Below are 16,170 nucleotides of genomic sequence, written 5' to 3' on the forward strand. Positions count from 1 at the left end.
GCTCGGTCGGCCGGCACCTTCGCCCGGAGAAAGACAATGTCACCCCGGCTTCAATTCGCTGGCATTTCCAAGCTGTTTCCGGCCGTGCGGGCGCTCGACGACGTGTCCTTCTCGGTCGGCGCCGGTGAAATCCACGGCCTGCTCGGCGAGAACGGCGCCGGCAAGTCGACGCTGCTGCGCATCCTGTCGGGGGTTTACCGGCCGACCGCGGGAAGCGTGCTGATCGACGGCTGGCCGGTGACGCTGAACAATCCGGTCGCGGCACGCGCCGCCGGTGTCGCCATGATCCATCAGGAATTGCAGCAGGTGCCGCGGCTCAGCGTCGCCCAGAACATGTTTCTCGGCCATCCGCTGACGCGTGGCGGTGTCTTCGTCGCCCGGCGCGAGCAGGAGCGCCGCGCCGCTGAAGCCCTTGCGGCAATAGATCCGTCCGTCGATCCGGCGGCCCCGCTCGGCAGCCTGAAGGTGGCGCAGCGGCAGATCGTCGAGATCGCCCGGGCGCTGCTCGACCGTGCGAAAATCGTCGCCATGGACGAGCCGACGTCCAGCCTGACGCCGAGCGAGTTCGAGCGGCTGGCTGAAGTCATTGCCGGGCTCGCCCGCGACGGGGTCGCCGTCGTCTATGTCTCGCACAAGCTGGACGAGGTGTTCGGCATCTGCCAGCGCGCCACCATCATGCGCGACGGCGTCGTCGTCGATTCAGTCGATCTGGCAAACATATCGGAAAAAGCTGTCGTCGCCATGATGGTCGGCCGCGAACTGGCGCAGGAACAACACCGTTCGCACGCGACCGGCGATGTCCGGATGCGCGTGCGCGGTCTCGCCTCGGCGACCAAGGTTCGCGACGTCTCGTTCGACCTGCATCGCGGCGAGGTGCTGGGCATTGCCGGCCTGGTCGGGTCCGGCCGCACCGAGCTGTTGAGGCTGCTGGCCGGCGCCGACCGCACCTCGGCAGGCACGGTCGAGATCGACGGCAAGGCGATAAAATTGTCCAGTCCGCGCGATGCCATCGCCGCCGGCATCGGCCTTGTGCCGGAAGAGCGCAAGCGCGAAGGCATCGTGCCGCTGCGCTCGATCTCCAGCAACATGGCGCTGGCGTCGATGGGCGTGTTCGCGCCGCGTGGCGTGATAGACCATCGACGGCTGAAGAAGGTCGCAGCCGAGAAGATGAGCCGCGTCAATCTGCGCCCGTTCCTGCTCGACCGGCCGATCCGCCTGTTCAGCGGCGGCAACCAGCAGAAGGCGATCATCGGCCGCTGGCTGGCGGCGGGCACGCGCATCCTTTTGTTCGACGAGCCGACACGCGGCATCGATGTGGGCGCCAAGGCGGAGATCTACCACCTGATCGAGGAGCTCGCCGCCGAGGGCCATTGCGTCATCGTCGTCTCGTCGGAGCTGCCCGAAGTGATCCGGCTGGCCGACAGCGTGCTGGTCATGCGTGACGGCACGATCGCCGCCGAACTCGGCCGGGAAAACCTCAGTGAACAGGCGATCGCGGCGCACGCCATCCCGCAAACGACAATGCAGGCCGGCAAAACCGGATCGCAGGCAAGGCAATGATGACGGACGTTTCTGAAAATGCGACAGTGAGCTCAGGGGCAAATTTCCTGCACCGCTTTTCCATGCGCGACGCCGGCACGCTGATTGGCCTTGTCGTCATCCTGGCCGTCTTCGGCGCGCTCGTGCCGGGCTTCTTTGCCGAACGCAATCTGATCAACATCCTGCAGCAGTCGAGCATCAATGCCTGCCTGGCGCTGGGCATGACGCTGGTCATCATCTCCGGCGGCATCGATCTTTCCGTCGGACCGACGGCAGCCCTTTCGGCCGTCATCTCGGCCTCGATGCTGGTCGCCGGCGTGCCGTTTTTGCTAGCCATCGCCGCCGGCTTCGCCATCGGCCTTTTGTGCGGGCTGCTCAATGGCGTGCTGGTCGCCTATGTCGGGCTGCAGCCCTTCATCGTCACGCTGGGAACGCTCAGCACCTACCGCGCGCTGGCGCTGGTCTACACCGGTGGCAATCCGGTGCTGGGACTGCCGGCAAGCTTTCGCGCCATCTTCAACGGCTCGCTGTTCGGGCTGCCATTGTCGGTCGTCATCGTCGCCTTCGTCGCGCTGATCGCATGGATCATCCTCAAGAAGACGCCGTTCGGCGAATATCTGCTTGCCGTCGGCGGCAATGAGGAGGCGGCCTATATCGCCGGCGTGCCGATCGCCCGCACCAAGATCGCCGCCTACATGATCTCAGGCCTGCTGGCCGCGCTTGCCGCGCAGATCCTGATGGGCCGGCTGGGGGCGGCCGAACCCATTCTCGGCAATCTGTGGGAGCTCGACGCCATCGCTGCCGCGGCCATCGGCGGCGCTTCGCTGATGGGTGGCAAGGGCAGCGTAGTCGGCACCATTCTGGGCGCCGTCATCCTCGGCACTATGCGCAACGGCCTGACGCTGATGAATGTCCAGTCCTTCTATCAGCTCTTGGCAACTGGTCTTATAATCCTCGCCGCGATGCTTATCGATCGCGTGACGAGGGGACGTGGATGACCTTGAGCAATCTCGATATGAAAGCCGTGGGGCCGCGCATCCGCATGATGATGCCGCATCTCACCCCGCTCGAGGCCAAGGTGGTGGAAACCGTTTTTGGCCGGCGCGGTTTCGACGAGACGATTCCGCTGAAGCAGATCGCCGAGGAAGCCGGCGTGTCGGAGGCGATGGTGGTCAAGATCGCCAAGAAGCTTGGCTTCTCCGGCTATCGCGACTTTCGCACCGCCGTCTATGAGTACAGCCGCCTGCCGACCGCCGAAATGCACCAGGAACTGTCGGTCGACGACAGTTCGGCCGAGATCGTGCAAAAGGTGTTTCGCACCTCCATCCAGGCGCTGGAGGAAACCCTCGCCATCCTCGACATCGAGGATTTCGACCGCGCCGCCGATCTGCTCTACCGCGCTTCAAATCGCGACTTCTACGGCGTCGGCGGTTCGGCGCAGATCGCACGCGACGTTTCGCACAAATTCCTGCGGATCGGCATCCGCGCATCGGTCTATGACGATTCGCACATGATGCTGATGTCGGCCTCGCTGCTCGGCGCCGACGACATCGCCGTCGGCTTCTCGCATTCCGGCAACACGTCGGCCGTCATCGATGCCATTCAGCTGGCCCGCAAGAATGGCGCGCGCACGCTCGCCATCACCAACTACGACAGTTCTCCACTCGCTGGGCTAGCCGACATCGTGCTGTGTTCGACCGCACAGGGCTCGCCATTAATGGGCGAGAATGCGGCGGCACGCATTGCACAGCTCAATATTCTCGATGCGCTGTTCGTGGCGGTGGCGCAGCGCGATTACCAGGCGGCGGAGCGCAATCTTGGCCGCACCATGTCGGCGGTGAAATCAAAACGAAAAGACCGCGGCTCATGAGCAATCCGCCACTGGTCACCGTGTTTGGCAGCTTGCACTACGACATCATGGTCGATGCGCCTGACCGGCCACGCAAGGGCGAGACGGTAACCGGTCACGCCTGGCACCCGAAATGCGGCGGCAAGGGCGGCAATCAAGCGATCTCGGCGGCGCGCGCCGGCGTGCGTGCGGCGATGATCGGAGCCGTCGGCGACGATGATTTCGGCACGGCTCTGCTGGCCAATCTCACGCGCGCCGGCGTCAACCACAGCTGTGTGCGTGTGGCGCGAAACACAGGCTCCGGCATAAGCGTCGCGATCTTCGACGCGGAAGGCGATTACGGCGCAGTGATCGTCTCTGGCAGCAACCTCACTTTGGGTGGGGCCGACATTGCCTCTGCTTCCGAAGTGGTGGCCCAGACGGCGGTGTTGCTGCTGCAGAACGAAGTGCCTGAGGCCGCCAACATCGCCGCCGCGCGCGCGGTGAAAACGAGGGGCGGCCGGGTCGTGCTCAACGCGGCTCCGGCCCGCAAACTCTCCGATGATCTGATCGCGCTGGTCGACATCCTCATCGTCAACGCCATCGAGGCCGAGTTCCTGGCCGGCATGGCGGTGGTCGAAACGCTCGACGGTGCGGCGCAGGCCGCGCGACGCCTTGTCGATCTCTGCCCCACGGCAATTGTCACGGCGGGCGGCGAAGGTGTCGCCTGTTGTGACCGGAGCGGCGAAGCCTTCGCGCTCCCTGCCATTCCGGTCAAGGTTGTCAGCACGCATGGCGCGGGCGACGAATTCGTCGGCGCGCTGGCCGCAGCCCTTGCCAGGGGACAGGCCCTGCGGCCGGCCCTCGCCGTCGCCAACGCCGCTTCGGCCATGCTGGTCTCGACACCGGAGGCCGAACGTTCCGGTATCTAGAAGCCGGTTTTGATATCATCAAAAGACACCAAGCGCCGCGCATCCTTGCCGTCGATGCCGAATTCCGCTAAGGCGCGCCTTTGCCGCCGGGAGCATGCGCTTGACCGATCACCGCGCCGACGTCGCCATCATCATGGGCAGCCAGTCCGACTGGGCGACGATGCGCCACGCCGCCGAAACGCTGGAGGCGCTGGGCATCCCGCACAAGCGGCTGATCGTCTCCGCCCACCGAACCCCGGACCGGCTCTATGATTTCGCCAAGGGCGCCAAGGCGGCCGGCTACAAGGTGATCATCGCCGGAGCCGGCGGTGCCGCGCACCTGCCCGGCATGACGGCAGCGATGACACCGCTGCCGGTGTTCGGCGTGCCGGTCGAATCGAAGGCGCTGTCCGGCCAGGATTCGCTGCTCTCCATCGTCCAGATGCCGGCCGGCATTCCGGTCGGCACGCTGGCCATCGGCAAGGCCGGTGCCGTCAACGCCGCCCTCCTGGCAGCCGCTGTGCTGGCGCTCAACGACGACCGGCTCGCCGCCCGGCTGGATGCCTGGCGCGCCGCCCAGACCGCCAAGGTCGCCGCCGAACCGACGGACGCGCCGTGAGCCTGCCCGCGGGATCGACCATCGGGATCATCGGCGGCGGCCAGCTCGGCCGTATGCTGGCTGTTGCCGCAGCGCGCCTCGGCTACCACACAATCATCCTCGAACCGCAGGCCGATTGCCCGGCGGCTCAGGTCGCTAACCGCCAGATCACCGCCGCCTATGACGATGCGGACGCTCTTGCCGAGCTTGCAGCAGCCAGCGCCGTCGTCACATATGAATTCGAGAACGTACCGGTGGCGGCTGCCAGCGCGCTTGCCGCCAAGGTGCCGGTCTATCCGCCGCCCCGTGCGCTGGAAGTGGCGCAGGACCGGGTGGCGGAGAAGCAATTTCTCAACGGCATTGGCATCAAGACCGCCGATTTCCGCGCCGTCGACAATGACGACGAGCTGACGGCGGCGCTGAGAGCGTTCTCGGGCAGCGGCATCTTGAAGACCCGCCGCATGGGCTATGACGGCAAGGGTCAGCGCGTCTTCCGCAACATGGAGACGGGCGGCTTTGCCGGCACCTGCGAGGCCATGAGCAATGTGCCGCTGATCCTGGAATCCTTCGTCGCTTTCGAGCGTGAGATCTCGGTGATCGCCGCGCGCGGGTTGGACGGCGCGGTCGCCGCCTACGATCCGGCCGAGAATGTCCACCGCGACGGCATCTTACATACCTCGACCCTGCCGGCCCAAATCAGGTTGGAAACGGCAGCGGCGGCACAAGCGGCGGCCGCAAAAATCCTGTCGGCCCTCGACTATGTCGGCGTCATCGGCGTCGAGTTCTTCGTTCTTGCTGATGGCTCCCTGCTGGCCAACGAGATGGCGCCGCGGGTGCACAATTCCGGCCACTGGACGGAAGCCGCCTGCATCGTCTCGCAGTTCGAGCAGCATATCCGCGCCATTGCCGGCCTGCCGCTGGGCAACCCCGGCCGGCATTCCAACTGCGTCATGGAGAATTTGATCGGCGACGACGTCCTGCGCGTACCCGCTCTGTTCACAGAGCCCGATCTGATGCTGCATCTCTACGGCAAGGCGGAAGCCCGCCCAGGCCGCAAGATGGGCCATTTCACGCGCATCAGCCGGCGTAGCTGAGCAATTAAAGCGCGCAGCGCTTTGCCTGAGGGGCGTGCACCCTATTGCAGCTCGTTGTTCAGATCCCCGTCTTCGTCGGGGCTGGCGCAACTCGCGTCGCCTTCCTGGCAATTGGCGCCGGACGTCAGCTGCTTGGTGCGCTGCTCCGTCAGTTCGGTCAGGCATTGCGAAACCTCCATCGGATGGATGGAGCCGCCTTCGCTGTCTGTCGTGGTATAGGCGCATTCGGCGTCGCGGAAGGCGATCCAGGCGCGTTGCGCGACCTGCAGCAGCTTCCTGCTCTTGTCGTCGTTGCGGCCGAAGAGATCCTTGTAGGCCTGGTTGAGCTTAGCATCGGCTGCCTGATGGTCCTCGCCGGCACAGATATTCATCATCTGCTGGCTGTCGTCGTTGCGGTCGCATTCCTGCGCCTGTGCACTAGAGGCTGCTGCCAGAACGGCAAGGCAGGCGGACACAAACAACAGGCGCATGGACCTCTCCAAATCAGCTTGCGGGCGCCGCACCATTCCAGCCCGCCTTCGGCGGCGCAATGGCGTCGAGCCGAGATGGCGGATATTTGATGGCCAAAGCCGTTCTCAGCCTCTATGCAGCACGCTTGCGGTTGACACGGGCAAGGCTCCTCGTTTATGAGCCACGCAAGTTCAAAGGCGCGTCTTCTGGCGCGCCTTAATAATTCGGCCCAGACAGGGCCCAGACCGACGGGCAAGACCATGAAGATCAAGAATTCGCTCAAGGCGTTGAAGGCGCGTCACCGCGACAACCAGCTGGTTCGCCGCAAGGGCCGCATCTACATCATCAACAAGACCGCTCCGCGCTACAAGGCGCGCCAGGGCTGAGTTTTCGGCCGGAGGCTCGTTGCCTCCGTCCCTGTGATGTTATTTGCCGGAGATCCGGCACTTTCACGCTAATTTCAGTTTGACGATCCGCCGTCCGGGGTTAGATTCGGGCGATGCGGATTCTTTTTGCATTTTTCGCGGCCCTCTTCCTGTTCAGCGCCACAGCAGTGCGAGCGGATGATCCACCGGCCGCCACGACGCCGCCGGTTGCCGTGACCAAGGAAGCCCGGCTCGACCAGCTGTTTGCCGACCTGAAGCGCGAACGCAACGAAAAGGCTGCCGAGCGCATCGCCGGGCGCATCTGGGGCGAATGGTTCCAGTCCGGCAGCGCCTCGATCGATCTGATGATGCAATGGTCGCAAAAGGCGATGGATGACCAGAAGTTCGACGTCGCCCTCGACTTCCTCGACCAGGTCGTCACCCTGCAGCCCAAATATGCCGAGGGCTGGAACCGGCGCGCCACCGTGCACTACATGATGAGAAATTTCGGGAAATCGATGTCCGACATCGACCAGACGCTGCAGCTGGAACCACGCCATTTCGGCGCGCTTTCCGGCTTGGCGCAGATCATGGCCGCCACCGGCCACAAGCAATCGGCGCTCGAAGCCTGGCAGAAGGTGCTGGCCATCTACCCGATGATGCGCAGCGCCCAGGACCAGGTCGCGACGCTGTCGGAAGAGCTTGCTGGCGAAGGCATTTAAGTTAGGGGAATAAGGCAGTAGGGCAGTAAGGCAGTATGTGAAGTGCCGGGAATGGCTCACCTTACTGCCTTACTGCCTTACTGCCTTACTGCCTTACTGCCTTACTGCCTTACTGCCTTACTGCCTTACTGCCTTACTGCCTTACTGCCTTACTGCCTTACTGCCTTACTGCCTTACTGCCTTACTGCCGTACTGCCTTACTGCCCTACTCCCTCAAAACTTATCCCCCTCCACCCCCGTACCTCTCCTCATGAACCTCATCTACGCCGCCTGTGCCTTCCTCCTCGCGCTCGTCTTTGCCCTTGCCGGCGTCACCCGCGCCGGCGCATGGCTGATCGAGTGGCGCAATCCGCCTGCCGGCGAATTTGCCGACATTGACGGCGCCCGCATCCACTATGTCCACGTGCCGGCGCCACGAAATGCCGAGCTGCCGGCGATGGTCTTCATCCATGGCGCCAGCGCCAACCTCAGGGATCAGATGCTGCCGATCAGGCCTTTGCTCGAGGGCCGCGCCGAGATGATCTTCCTCGACCGGCCGGGGTTCGGCTGGTCGGAACGTGGCCCCGGCAACAATGAAAGCCCGTCGGCGCAGGCCGACACCATCGCCGAACTGATGGACCGTCTCGGCATCCACAAGGCGATCGTCGTCGGCCATTCCTTCGGCGGCGTGATCACCGCCGCCTTTGGCCGCGACCACCCCGACAAGACGCTCGGCCTGGTCTTCCTGTCGCCGGTCAGCCACCCCTGGCCGGGCGGCGCGACCGCCTGGTACTACAAGCTGACCGCCACCCCCATCATTGGCTGGCTGTTCTCGGAGACATTGGCCTATCCGGCCGGCACACTGCAGATGAGCGGCGCCACGGCTTGCGTGTTTTCTCCCAACAAGGTGCCGGACTTCTATGTCGGCAACGCCTCGATCCCGCTGGTGCTGCGTCCCGGTGCTTTTCGCGCCAACGCCATCGATGTAGCCGGCCTCTACGACTATGCGCTCAGGGCCGCGCCGCATTACCGCGACATCAGGGCGCCGACGATCGTCATCTCGGGTGATCGTGACAAGGTGGTCTATGCCTCGATCCATTCGGTCGGCCTGGTCAGGGACATTCCGGGCGCCGAGCTGATCTGGGTCCACAATCTCGGCCACAAGCCGGACTGGATAGCACCAGACCTCGTCGTCGGCGCCATCGAAAAAGTCGCCGGCAAGGACGTCGACCTGCAGGCGCTGGCGAAAACCGTGGAGACGCGGATCGCCGGCGACGCCTACAATGAGGGGCAATGCCCCGATATCACAGTGCCCGACGCGGAACTCGCCCCGACCTGATCGCCGCATGTATGTCCTGAAGCACGGCATCAAGAAAAACCCGGAGAAGCGATGAGCATTGCCGGACCGAATCTTCTTCGGTCATGGCGGCTGCGCCATCCTCGCCGGCGCCTTTCTCGAGCACCCCCCTCTCGAGGGATTTTATGGCGAACGGATCATTCCGGGCGAGGGCTTTTCCGGAAACCATATCTATGTGACCAACGGCGTGATCGCGTTCGACTACCATGGTTATTCAGCCCGTCAGCGGCTGCTGGAACACCATGGAAGGAGCTGGGCATCGCACAGCCCCGGATGGCACTGCGCGCTGGAGAGAGTCGATTTCGATCTGCTCGACACAGTCGAACTCAACCAGCGAAAGATGCTGGGTCCGGACCAGTACCTGCACGACCCCGTTCCCCGGGCTCGCCGGTTCCTTCGGCGCATCGATCACGCCGAAGCCGCGGCAAGAGCGCTGCGAACTGTGACGCGTTGAAGCCTTCTCTCAGCCTATGTTGCGGCTGACCTGCGCGTCCGATCCGACATAGGCGATGCGCAGCATGTTGGTCGAACCCGGCGTCCTCAGCGGCACGCCTGCCGTGATGATGACGCGGTCGCCCGGCTGGCCAAACCCCTCTTCGAAAGCGATGCGGCAGGCGCGGTCGACCATGTCGTCGAGGTCGATGGCATCGGGCGAGACGACGCAATGCGTGCCCCACAAGAGCGACAGCCGTCGCGCCGTGTTGAGGATCGGCGACAGTGCGATGATCGGCACTTGCGGGCGCTCGCGCGCGGCGCGCAGGCCGGTGGTGCCCGACGCCGTATAGGTGATGATCGCCGACAGTTTCAGCGTCTCGGCGATCTCGCGTGCGGCGAGCGAAATGGCGTCGGCGCCGGTCGCTTCCGGTTCCGAACGCTGCGCGTTGATGATGCCGGCATAGGTCGGGTCGGTTTCGACCTTGGTGGCGATGCGGTTCATCATCGCCACCGCCTCGACCGGATAGGCGCCGGCCGCCGACTCGGCCGAAAGCATGATGGCGTCGGCGCCCTCGAACACGGCAATCGATACGTCGGACACTTCGGCGCGGGTCGGCACTGGCGCGGTGATCATCGATTCCAGCATCTGCGTGGCGACAACCACCGGCTTGCCCGCGCGGCGCGCGGCGCGCGTGATCTGCTTCTGGATGCCGGGCACGGCTTCCAGCGGCATTTCGACACCGAGATCGCCGCGGGCGACCATCAGCGCGTCGGACAATTCGATGATTTCGGCCAGCCGGGCGACGGCCTGCGGCTTTTCGATCTTGGCCATGATCAGCGCCCGGCCGCGCGCGATCTTGCGGGCTTCGGCCAGATCTTCCGGCCGCTGCACGAAGGACAGCGCCACCCAGTCGACGCTTGCCGCCAGCACCGCATCGAGGTCCTTGCGGTCCTTCTCGGTCAGCGCACCGACCGGCAGGTCGGTGTCGGGCAGGCTGACGCCCTTCTTGTCGGAAATCGTCGTGCCGGCGACCACCCTGCAGGTGATCGACTTGCCGTCGCTCTTCAGAGCCTTCAGCTCCAGCTTGCCGTCGTCGATCAACAGACGGTGGCCGGCCTCGACCGAGCTCAGGATTTCGGGATGCGGCAGATAGACCCTGGTCGAATTGCCGGGCTCGGGATTGTTGTCGAGCGTGAAGGTCTGGCCAGCCGTCAGCGCCTCCTTGCCGTTGGCGAACTTGCCGACGCGCAGCTTCGGCCCCTGCAAATCGGCCAGGATGCCGATCGGACGGCCGACCTTTTCCTCGACGGCGCGGATGCGGCCGACCAGCGTGCGCATCAGCTCATGGTCGGTGTGGCTCATATTGATGCGGAAGACATCGGCGCCGGCTTCGAACAGCTTCTGCAGCATCTCCTCGGACGAGGAGGCCGGACCGATGGTGGCGAGGATCTTGACCTTGCGGCTACGTCTCATTGACTGTTTGTTCCCGGGGCGGCTGGTGCGCCTCCCGTTGTGGACTCATCGGTCAGCTGGACCATCCAGCTTGCCTGCTCGCCCGTGTCATATTCCTGGAATCCGGCGCGCTGGAAGCCCCGGGCGACGCAATCGGTAACGCCGGCGATCTTGAACTCTTTTTCGGCCACGCACATGTTGATCGGGCCATCCCAACGCCCGCCACGCTCGGCGTCTTCTGCATAAAGATAGTAAAACCTTGATGACAGCGGCCCTTCGATCAGCGTCTTGCAGCTCGATCCTTCGATGTGCCACCACCCCTCGGTGATCCAGCCGGCCTTGGCGCGGTAGCCGATGCCGACGCCGACCAGGTTCTGGGTGGCGTTGCAGACGCGGAAATCAGCCCGGGCGGGCGAGGCCGCGACCAGCGCGGCAAGCCCCACCGTCAAGGTCAGGAGCGGCACGGCAAAGGCGCTGCGCGCGCGCGGCCTGCCGGCGGAACCCATCCCGAAACCCCTCAACAACGTCATCTGCATCTCTCAACGCCCCTTTTCGGAAAAGTCCGGGCGCATGTCAACGCGCCGTTCTGTCCAATTCCAATCGATTTAGAAAGGCCCCTGACACGCAATTTGCCGCGCGTGACCGGATTTTCGCAGAAACCGTGGCCAAACAACGGCATTGCGCCAGCGTCCTCTTCGTGGAATGACGATACCACCCTCCCCGGAAGCCAGCGAACAGACCTTTTCAGCCAATGACTCGATCCACAGTTTTCGCGCCTTTCGATCTTGTCGAGGGCGACCGTAAGCGAGGCATCGTGCTTGTCGCCGACCATGCCCGGCGCGATCTGCCGGAGGAGTATGGCAGCCTCGGCCTGCCGGCGGCGGAGTTCGAGCGTCACATCGCTTACGACATCGGCGTCGAGACGGTGACGCGCGAACTGGCGGCAGCGCTCGACGTGCCGGCGGTGATCGCTAATTATTCGCGCCTGCTGATCGATCCCAATCGCGGTGAGGACGACCCGACGCTCATCCGTCAGCTCTATGACGGCACCGTGGTGCCGGGAAACTACCCGATTGCACCGGCAGAACGCGAAAGGCGGCTCGACGGCTTCTACCGGCCCTATCACGACGCGGTCGGCGCCATGATCGCCTCGGTGGCGCAGGCTTCAGGCAAAGCGCCTTTCATCTTCTCCGTGCACTCCTTCACCCCGGCCATGCAAGGCATTGCGAGGCCCTGGCATGTCGGCATCCTGTGGGACCTCGACGACCGCGTGGCGCGGCCGCTGATCGACATGCTGGCGCAGGATAAAAACCTCGTCGTCGGCGACAACGAACCCTATGATGGCGCGCTGCGCGGCGACACCATGTTCAAACACGCCATCGTTAACGGCTTTGCCCATGCGCTGATCGAGATCCGTCAGGACCTGATCGCCGATCAGAAGGGTGCGATCGCGTGGGCTGAACGGCTTGCGCCGATCGTTGACGCCATCGATCGTCGTCCCGATATACATGACGTGAAGATGTTCGGCTCGCGCACCGGGCCGCTGTGAGGATCAAGACATGACCGAGCTCAGCGACGAACAGAAACGCGATTTCGAGGCCGCCGCCTTCCGCCGGCTGGTCGACCATCTGCGCGAGCGCAGCGATGTGCAGAACATCGACTTGATGAACCTCGCCGGCTTCTGCCGCAACTGCCTGTCGAACTGGTACCGCGAGGCGGCTGAGGCCGAGGGCGTCGACCTCGGCAAGGATCAGTCGCGCGAAATCGTCTACGGCATGCCTTACGCCGAATGGCAGGCGCTGAACCAGACAGAGGCTTCGGACGCCAAGAAGGCCGAGTTCGAGGCGAGGCGGCCGAGGGATCATTAGCGCCCGGCGGGCAACGCTAATAGGCGTCCACGCGCCCGCGATTGGCGGAGCCCTACGCGACTTCGTCATCCTAGGGTGGAGCAGTCGCGCAGCGACGTCGCGGGAACCCTAGGATCCATGCCGCGACGGCCGGCACGGACACAGCGGCTCAGAATGATGGTCGCGCTCACCAGGCCTGATTCTGCGCCGTAGCATCGCACAGAGGGCACGGAATGGATCCTCGGGTCTGCGCCGCGTCGCTACGCTCCTTGCTCCGCCCGTGGATGACGAAGGGATGGGGCGTTTTCGCCAATCTCCAACGTCTGATGGTCCACCGAACGGCACCGACTCCATTGGCCCTTTGGTCCAAGCATTTCCTCAACCACAGCGCTTGACTGAAAGTTGAATCGATCTAATTTCCCGCGCAAAGCCATTTTTGACCGGATTCGAACCCATGGATGCGCAAAACACCATGCAGGGCGCCATCCCCGGGCGATGGGCCGTAGCAAGCATCTTCCTCGCCAACGGCTTCCTGACCGGCAGCTGGGCACCGCAGATTCCGGTGTTCCTGACCCGGCTCGACATCACAAAATTCATGCTCGGTTTGCTGATCCTTCTGTTCGGCGTCGGCGCGGTCGGCGCCATGAGCTGGTGCGGCCACCTGATCTCCAAACATGGCTCGCGCATCGTGCTGCGCTGGTTCGGCCTGTGCGGCAGTCTCGGCCTGCTGGTCGTGGCGCTGGCGCCCAACGTGCCGCTGGCGGCCATCGCCATGGTCATCTTCGGCGGCTCGATCGGCGGCATGGATGTCGCCATGAACGCCAATGCCGTGGTGGTGGAGCGCCGGCTGTCCCGCGCCATCATGTCGTCCTCGCACGGTTTCTGGAGCCTTGGCGGTTTCGCCGGTGGCGGTTTGGGCGGTTACGCCATCCAGACCTACGGCCACCTCGCCCATGCGGCTGTCGTCACGGTCATCGCTTTTGCCGTCATCGCGGTGGCGGTCGGCTACCTCATCGCCGAAGACAAGCCGCAGGCCGCCGAGCACAACAAATTCGCGCTGCCCTCCAACCCGCTGGTCTATCTCGTCGGGCTGATGGCGCTGCTGACGATGATTTCCGAGGGCGCCGTGCTTGACTGGGCAGCGCTCTATCTCCGCCAAGAGCTTGGCGCCGACCTTGCTATTGCCGGTCTCGCCTATGCCGCCTTTTCCGGCGTCATGGCGGTCATACGCTTCTTCGGCGACGGCGTGCGCAACCGCTTCGGCGCGGTGGCGACGCTGCGCGGCTCGGCCATCGTCGCCGCCGCCGGCATGCTGGTGGCCGGCCTGTCGCCTTCGCCCTGGATCGCCATCGCGGCTTTTGCCCTCTGCGGCTTCGGCATCGCCAACATGGTGCCGATCATCTTCTCGGCCGGCGGCAACCAGGAAGGCATGTCGTCGGGCACCGGCATGAGCGTCGTCACCACCATGGGCTATTCCGGCATATTGGTGGCGCCGTCGGCGATCGGCTTCGTCGCCGAGCATTCCAGCTTCGGGCCGATCTTCGTCGCCATGTCGGGGCTGCTGATCGTCGTGCTGTTGATGGCCGGGCTCGCTCACCGCGCCGAATTCGCGGCCGCCCCCGCCGAATAACGCTTCAGCTCCTCGTAGAGGAAATCGGCGACGCGGCGGATGCGTACGCTGGTGCGCACGTCGCGATGCATGGCCAGCCATACCGGCAGGCTGGGCAACGGCATGCCGGGCAGCAGTTTCTCCAGCAACGGATCGCTGTCGGCCAGCGGCTCCTGGCCGACGCCGATGCCGTTTCCCGCCCGCAGCGCCTCCCACAGAACGATCTGGTTGTCGGTCCTGAAACGAAAATTGCTGCGGGTGACCGGGATGCCGAACTGGGTAAAGCCGCGGATCATCTCATCGCTGCGGTCGAAGCCGATCAACGGGTGATCGACAAGGTCGGCGGCCTTGAGCGGACGACCGTGCCGGTCGAGATAGGATTTGGCCGCACAGCAGCAGAGCGGAATATCGCAGACCTTGCGCGCCGTCAGCTCGTTCTGTGCCGGCTTGACCATGCGGATGGCGATGTCGGCATCGCGCCTTAGCAGGTTCTCGACCTGGTTCGAGGCGACGATCTCGACCTCGATGCCCGGCTCCTCAATCCCGAGCCGCGCCGTCATCTTCGGCAGCACATAGGCCGCCACCACTTCGCTGGCGGCAATGCGCACCGTGCCTTCGATCGCCTCGACCGAGCCCAGCGCTAGCAGCGAAAAGGCGCTCGCCTGCTCGCTCACCGCCTTGCCACGCTCGAACAGCGTGGCGCCGGCTTCGGTCAGCGCATAGCCGCGTCGCCCGCGCCGAAACAATGTGACGCCGAGCGCCTGTTCGAGCTCGCCAATGTGGCGGCCAAGCGTCGGCTGACTGGCCGACAGCTTTCGCGCGGCGGCCGACAGGCTGCCTGTTTCCGCCACGGTGACGAAGCTCTTGATCAGGTTCCAGTCGATCTCTGTCATTCATTTATGAATATCAAAACTGCATCCGTAGTCAATTTTCATTCGAATGTGGAGGCATCATATTCGGCCTGCAAACACAAACACGGAGAAGAAAAATGACCAAGATCGCCATTCTGGGCGCCAATGGCCGGCTCGGCCGCGTGGTTGGCAAGGCCTTCATCGACGCCGGCTTCGACGTCCGCGCCGTCACCCGCACCGGCAAGGTGCCGGCCGAACTCAACGGCGCCACTTCTGTCGCTGGCGACGCCATGGACCGCCAGTCGCTGATCCGCGCCACGCAAGGCGTCGACATCATCTTCAACGGCCTCAACCCGATCTACACCGACTGGGGCAAATGCCTACCGATGGCGGAGAACGTCATGGCCGCCTGCGATGCCAATGGCGCGCTGCATCTCTTCCCCGGCACCGTTTATAACTACGGCTCGCCGATGCCGCAGGTCGTTACCGAGGACACGCCGTTCCGTCCGACGACTGAAAAGGGTCGCATCCGCTGCGCCATGGAAGCGCTGTTTCGCCGCGAGGCGGATGCCGGCCGCGTGCGCACCATCATTCTGCGGGCCGGCGATTTCTTCGGCGGCACCGGCAGCGGGTCATGGTTCGACCTGGTCGTCGCCGCCAAGATGAACAAGGGCGTCTATACCGCGCCCGGCCCGGCCAACCTCGTGCATGAATGGGCGTATTTGCCGGACTTCGCCGTGGCCTTCGTCGGGCTCGCGCGCAATCAGGGCAAGCTCGGTTTCTACGAGGCGCTCAACTTCCCCGGCCATGCCGTCACCGACATGGACATCAAGGCCACGGCCGAGAAGGCGCTGGGCCGTCCGCTGAAGCTGACCTTCATGCCCTGGTGGGTGCTGCGCGCCGGCAGCCCGTTCGTGGCGATGTGGCGCGAGATCGTCGCGATGTCCTATCTGCGCTTCGAACCGCACCGGCTCGTTTCCGACCGGCTGGAAGGCATCATCGGCGAGATTCCGCACACACCGCTGGACCAGGCTCTGGTAGAGGCGCTCGATGATATCGGCATCACCGCCCCTCGTGCAAAAGATGCAGCGTAGGCATACAGTGTAGGGCGTCAGCCACGCCTGGTATGGAA

General features: G+C 64.4%; 18 protein-coding genes. 14 read left to right on the forward strand and 4 right to left on the reverse strand.

Features of this window, described 5'->3' with window-relative positions:
• The first annotated feature begins 36 nt into the window (after positions 1 to 36).
• The 6 genes from AC04SH_RS21235 to AC04SH_RS21260 all read left to right on the forward strand — a co-directional run bounded on the left by AC04SH_RS21235 (position 37) and on the right by AC04SH_RS21260 (position 5,970).
• Positions 37 to 1,560, forward strand: a complete 1,524-nt coding sequence (locus AC04SH_RS21235) for a sugar ABC transporter ATP-binding protein (protein WP_488576503.1) — start codon at positions 37 to 39, stop codon at positions 1,558 to 1,560.
• The gene (locus tag AC04SH_RS21240) at positions 1,560 to 2,537 is read left to right on the forward strand and encodes an ABC transporter permease (protein WP_488576504.1); all 978 of its coding nucleotides are present in this window, start codon (positions 1,560 to 1,562) and stop codon (positions 2,535 to 2,537) included. Before AC04SH_RS21235 ends, AC04SH_RS21240 begins: the two co-directional genes overlap by 1 nt.
• Complete coding sequence (locus AC04SH_RS21245) at positions 2,534 to 3,409, forward strand: MurR/RpiR family transcriptional regulator (RefSeq protein WP_488576505.1); 876 nt, start codon at positions 2,534 to 2,536, stop codon at positions 3,407 to 3,409. The genes AC04SH_RS21240 and AC04SH_RS21245 overlap by 4 nt, the downstream gene beginning before the upstream one ends.
• Positions 3,406 to 4,299 carry a ribokinase gene (locus AC04SH_RS21250; RefSeq protein WP_488576506.1) on the forward strand — a complete coding sequence of 298 codons (894 nt, stop codon included), beginning with the start codon at positions 3,406 to 3,408 and terminating at the stop codon, positions 4,297 to 4,299. Before AC04SH_RS21245 ends, AC04SH_RS21250 begins: the two co-directional genes overlap by 4 nt.
• A gap of 100 nt (positions 4,300 to 4,399) precedes the next feature.
• Positions 4,400 to 4,897 carry a 5-(carboxyamino)imidazole ribonucleotide mutase gene (purE, locus tag AC04SH_RS21255; protein WP_488576507.1) on the forward strand — a complete coding sequence of 166 codons (498 nt, stop codon included), beginning with the start codon at positions 4,400 to 4,402 and terminating at the stop codon, positions 4,895 to 4,897.
• Positions 4,894 to 5,970, forward strand: a complete 1,077-nt coding sequence (locus AC04SH_RS21260) for a 5-(carboxyamino)imidazole ribonucleotide synthase (RefSeq protein ID WP_488576508.1) — start codon at positions 4,894 to 4,896, stop codon at positions 5,968 to 5,970. The genes purE and AC04SH_RS21260 overlap by 4 nt, the downstream gene beginning before the upstream one ends.
• Positions 5,971 to 6,011: 41 nt before the next feature.
• Here AC04SH_RS21260 and AC04SH_RS21265 read toward each other — a convergent pair whose 3' ends face one another.
• Positions 6,012 to 6,440 (reverse strand): lysozyme inhibitor LprI family protein, encoded by a 429-nt coding sequence (locus AC04SH_RS21265; protein WP_488576536.1) that lies wholly within the window; start codon positions 6,438 to 6,440, stop codon positions 6,012 to 6,014.
• A 240-nt stretch (positions 6,441 to 6,680) separates the two neighbouring features.
• Between AC04SH_RS21265 and ykgO the strand changes: the two genes are divergently transcribed.
• From ykgO to AC04SH_RS21285, 4 genes are all read left to right on the forward strand, one after another.
• Positions 6,681 to 6,806, forward strand: a complete 126-nt coding sequence (gene ykgO, locus AC04SH_RS21270; RefSeq protein WP_006203764.1) for a type B 50S ribosomal protein L36 — start codon at positions 6,681 to 6,683, stop codon at positions 6,804 to 6,806.
• A gap of 113 nt (positions 6,807 to 6,919) precedes the next feature.
• Positions 6,920 to 7,507, forward strand: a complete 588-nt coding sequence (locus AC04SH_RS21275; RefSeq protein WP_488576509.1) for a tetratricopeptide repeat protein — start codon at positions 6,920 to 6,922, stop codon at positions 7,505 to 7,507.
• Between the two features lie 250 nt (positions 7,508 to 7,757).
• Positions 7,758 to 8,825, forward strand: coding sequence for an alpha/beta fold hydrolase (locus tag AC04SH_RS21280; RefSeq protein ID WP_488576510.1), 1,068 nt, complete (start codon positions 7,758 to 7,760; stop codon positions 8,823 to 8,825).
• 58 nt (positions 8,826 to 8,883) lie between these two features.
• Positions 8,884 to 9,297 carry a hypothetical protein gene (locus AC04SH_RS21285; RefSeq protein WP_488576511.1) on the forward strand — a complete coding sequence of 138 codons (414 nt, stop codon included), beginning with the start codon at positions 8,884 to 8,886 and terminating at the stop codon, positions 9,295 to 9,297.
• A 9-nt stretch (positions 9,298 to 9,306) separates the two neighbouring features.
• On the opposite strand, the gene pyk is transcribed toward AC04SH_RS21285, so the two are convergent.
• Positions 9,307 to 10,752, reverse strand: a complete 1,446-nt coding sequence (gene pyk, locus AC04SH_RS21290) for a pyruvate kinase (protein WP_488576512.1) — start codon at positions 10,750 to 10,752, stop codon at positions 9,307 to 9,309.
• A complete protein-coding gene (locus tag AC04SH_RS21295; protein ID WP_477236131.1) occupies positions 10,749 to 11,237 on the reverse strand; it encodes a DUF1036 domain-containing protein in 489 nt (162 codons plus the stop codon). The genes pyk and AC04SH_RS21295 overlap by 4 nt, the downstream gene beginning before the upstream one ends.
• Positions 11,238 to 11,482: 245 nt before the next feature.
• On the opposite strand from AC04SH_RS21295, the gene AC04SH_RS21300 reads away from it, so the two are divergent.
• The 3 genes from AC04SH_RS21300 (at position 11,483) to AC04SH_RS21310 (ending at position 14,208) form a co-directional block, all read left to right on the forward strand.
• Complete coding sequence (locus AC04SH_RS21300; RefSeq protein WP_488576513.1) at positions 11,483 to 12,280, forward strand: N-formylglutamate amidohydrolase; 798 nt, start codon at positions 11,483 to 11,485, stop codon at positions 12,278 to 12,280.
• 10 nt (positions 12,281 to 12,290) lie between these two features.
• On the forward strand, positions 12,291 to 12,599 hold the full coding sequence (locus AC04SH_RS21305) for a DUF1244 domain-containing protein (protein WP_477235669.1): 309 nt from the start codon (positions 12,291 to 12,293) through the stop codon (positions 12,597 to 12,599).
• Positions 12,600 to 13,032: 433 nt separating this feature from the next.
• A complete protein-coding gene (locus AC04SH_RS21310) occupies positions 13,033 to 14,208 on the forward strand; it encodes an MFS transporter (protein ID WP_488576514.1) in 1,176 nt (391 codons plus the stop codon).
• Here AC04SH_RS21310 and AC04SH_RS21315 read toward each other — a convergent pair.
• Positions 14,172 to 15,080 carry a LysR family transcriptional regulator gene (locus AC04SH_RS21315; protein ID WP_488576515.1) on the reverse strand — a complete coding sequence of 303 codons (909 nt, stop codon included), beginning with the start codon at positions 15,078 to 15,080 and terminating at the stop codon, positions 14,172 to 14,174. The genes AC04SH_RS21310 and AC04SH_RS21315 overlap by 37 nt on opposite strands.
• A gap of 95 nt (positions 15,081 to 15,175) precedes the next feature.
• Here AC04SH_RS21315 and AC04SH_RS21320 point away from each other — a divergent pair, with 95 nt between their 5' ends.
• Complete coding sequence (locus AC04SH_RS21320; RefSeq protein WP_488576516.1) at positions 15,176 to 16,132, forward strand: SDR family oxidoreductase; 957 nt, start codon at positions 15,176 to 15,178, stop codon at positions 16,130 to 16,132.
• The last annotated feature ends 38 nt before the right edge of the window (positions 16,133 to 16,170 follow it).

Source organism: Mesorhizobium sp. CNPSo 4688 (genome assembly GCF_057784295.1).

Excerpts from the sequence above, each read along its gene's own strand:
- AC04SH_RS21235 (WP_488576503.1), top strand. The coding sequence starts at position 37 with ATGTCACCCCGGCTTCAATTCGCTGGCATTTCCAAGCTGTTTCCGGCC.
- AC04SH_RS21240 (WP_488576504.1), top strand. The coding sequence starts at position 1,560 with ATGACGGACGTTTCTGAAAATGCGACAGTGAGCTCAGGGGCAAATTTC.
- AC04SH_RS21245 (WP_488576505.1), top strand. The coding sequence starts at position 2,534 with ATGACCTTGAGCAATCTCGATATGAAAGCCGTGGGGCCGCGCATCCGC.
- AC04SH_RS21250 (WP_488576506.1), top strand. The coding sequence starts at position 3,406 with ATGAGCAATCCGCCACTGGTCACCGTGTTTGGCAGCTTGCACTACGAC.
- AC04SH_RS21265 (WP_488576536.1), bottom strand. The coding sequence starts at position 6,440 with ATGCGCCTGTTGTTTGTGTCCGCCTGCCTTGCCGTTCTGGCAGCAGCC.
- ykgO (WP_006203764.1), top strand. The coding sequence starts at position 6,681 with ATGAAGATCAAGAATTCGCTCAAGGCGTTGAAGGCGCGTCACCGCGAC.
- AC04SH_RS21275 (WP_488576509.1), top strand. The coding sequence starts at position 6,920 with ATGCGGATTCTTTTTGCATTTTTCGCGGCCCTCTTCCTGTTCAGCGCC.
- AC04SH_RS21280 (WP_488576510.1), top strand. The coding sequence starts at position 7,758 with ATGAACCTCATCTACGCCGCCTGTGCCTTCCTCCTCGCGCTCGTCTTT.
- pyk (WP_488576512.1), bottom strand. The coding sequence starts at position 10,752 with ATGAGACGTAGCCGCAAGGTCAAGATCCTCGCCACCATCGGTCCGGCC.
- AC04SH_RS21295 (WP_477236131.1), bottom strand. The coding sequence starts at position 11,237 with ATGGGTTCCGCCGGCAGGCCGCGCGCGCGCAGCGCCTTTGCCGTGCCG.
- AC04SH_RS21300 (WP_488576513.1), top strand. The coding sequence starts at position 11,483 with ATGACTCGATCCACAGTTTTCGCGCCTTTCGATCTTGTCGAGGGCGAC.
- AC04SH_RS21305 (WP_477235669.1), top strand. The coding sequence starts at position 12,291 with ATGACCGAGCTCAGCGACGAACAGAAACGCGATTTCGAGGCCGCCGCC.
- AC04SH_RS21310 (WP_488576514.1), top strand. The coding sequence starts at position 13,033 with ATGGATGCGCAAAACACCATGCAGGGCGCCATCCCCGGGCGATGGGCC.
- AC04SH_RS21315 (WP_488576515.1), bottom strand. The coding sequence starts at position 15,080 with ATGACAGAGATCGACTGGAACCTGATCAAGAGCTTCGTCACCGTGGCG.
- AC04SH_RS21320 (WP_488576516.1), top strand. The coding sequence starts at position 15,176 with ATGACCAAGATCGCCATTCTGGGCGCCAATGGCCGGCTCGGCCGCGTG.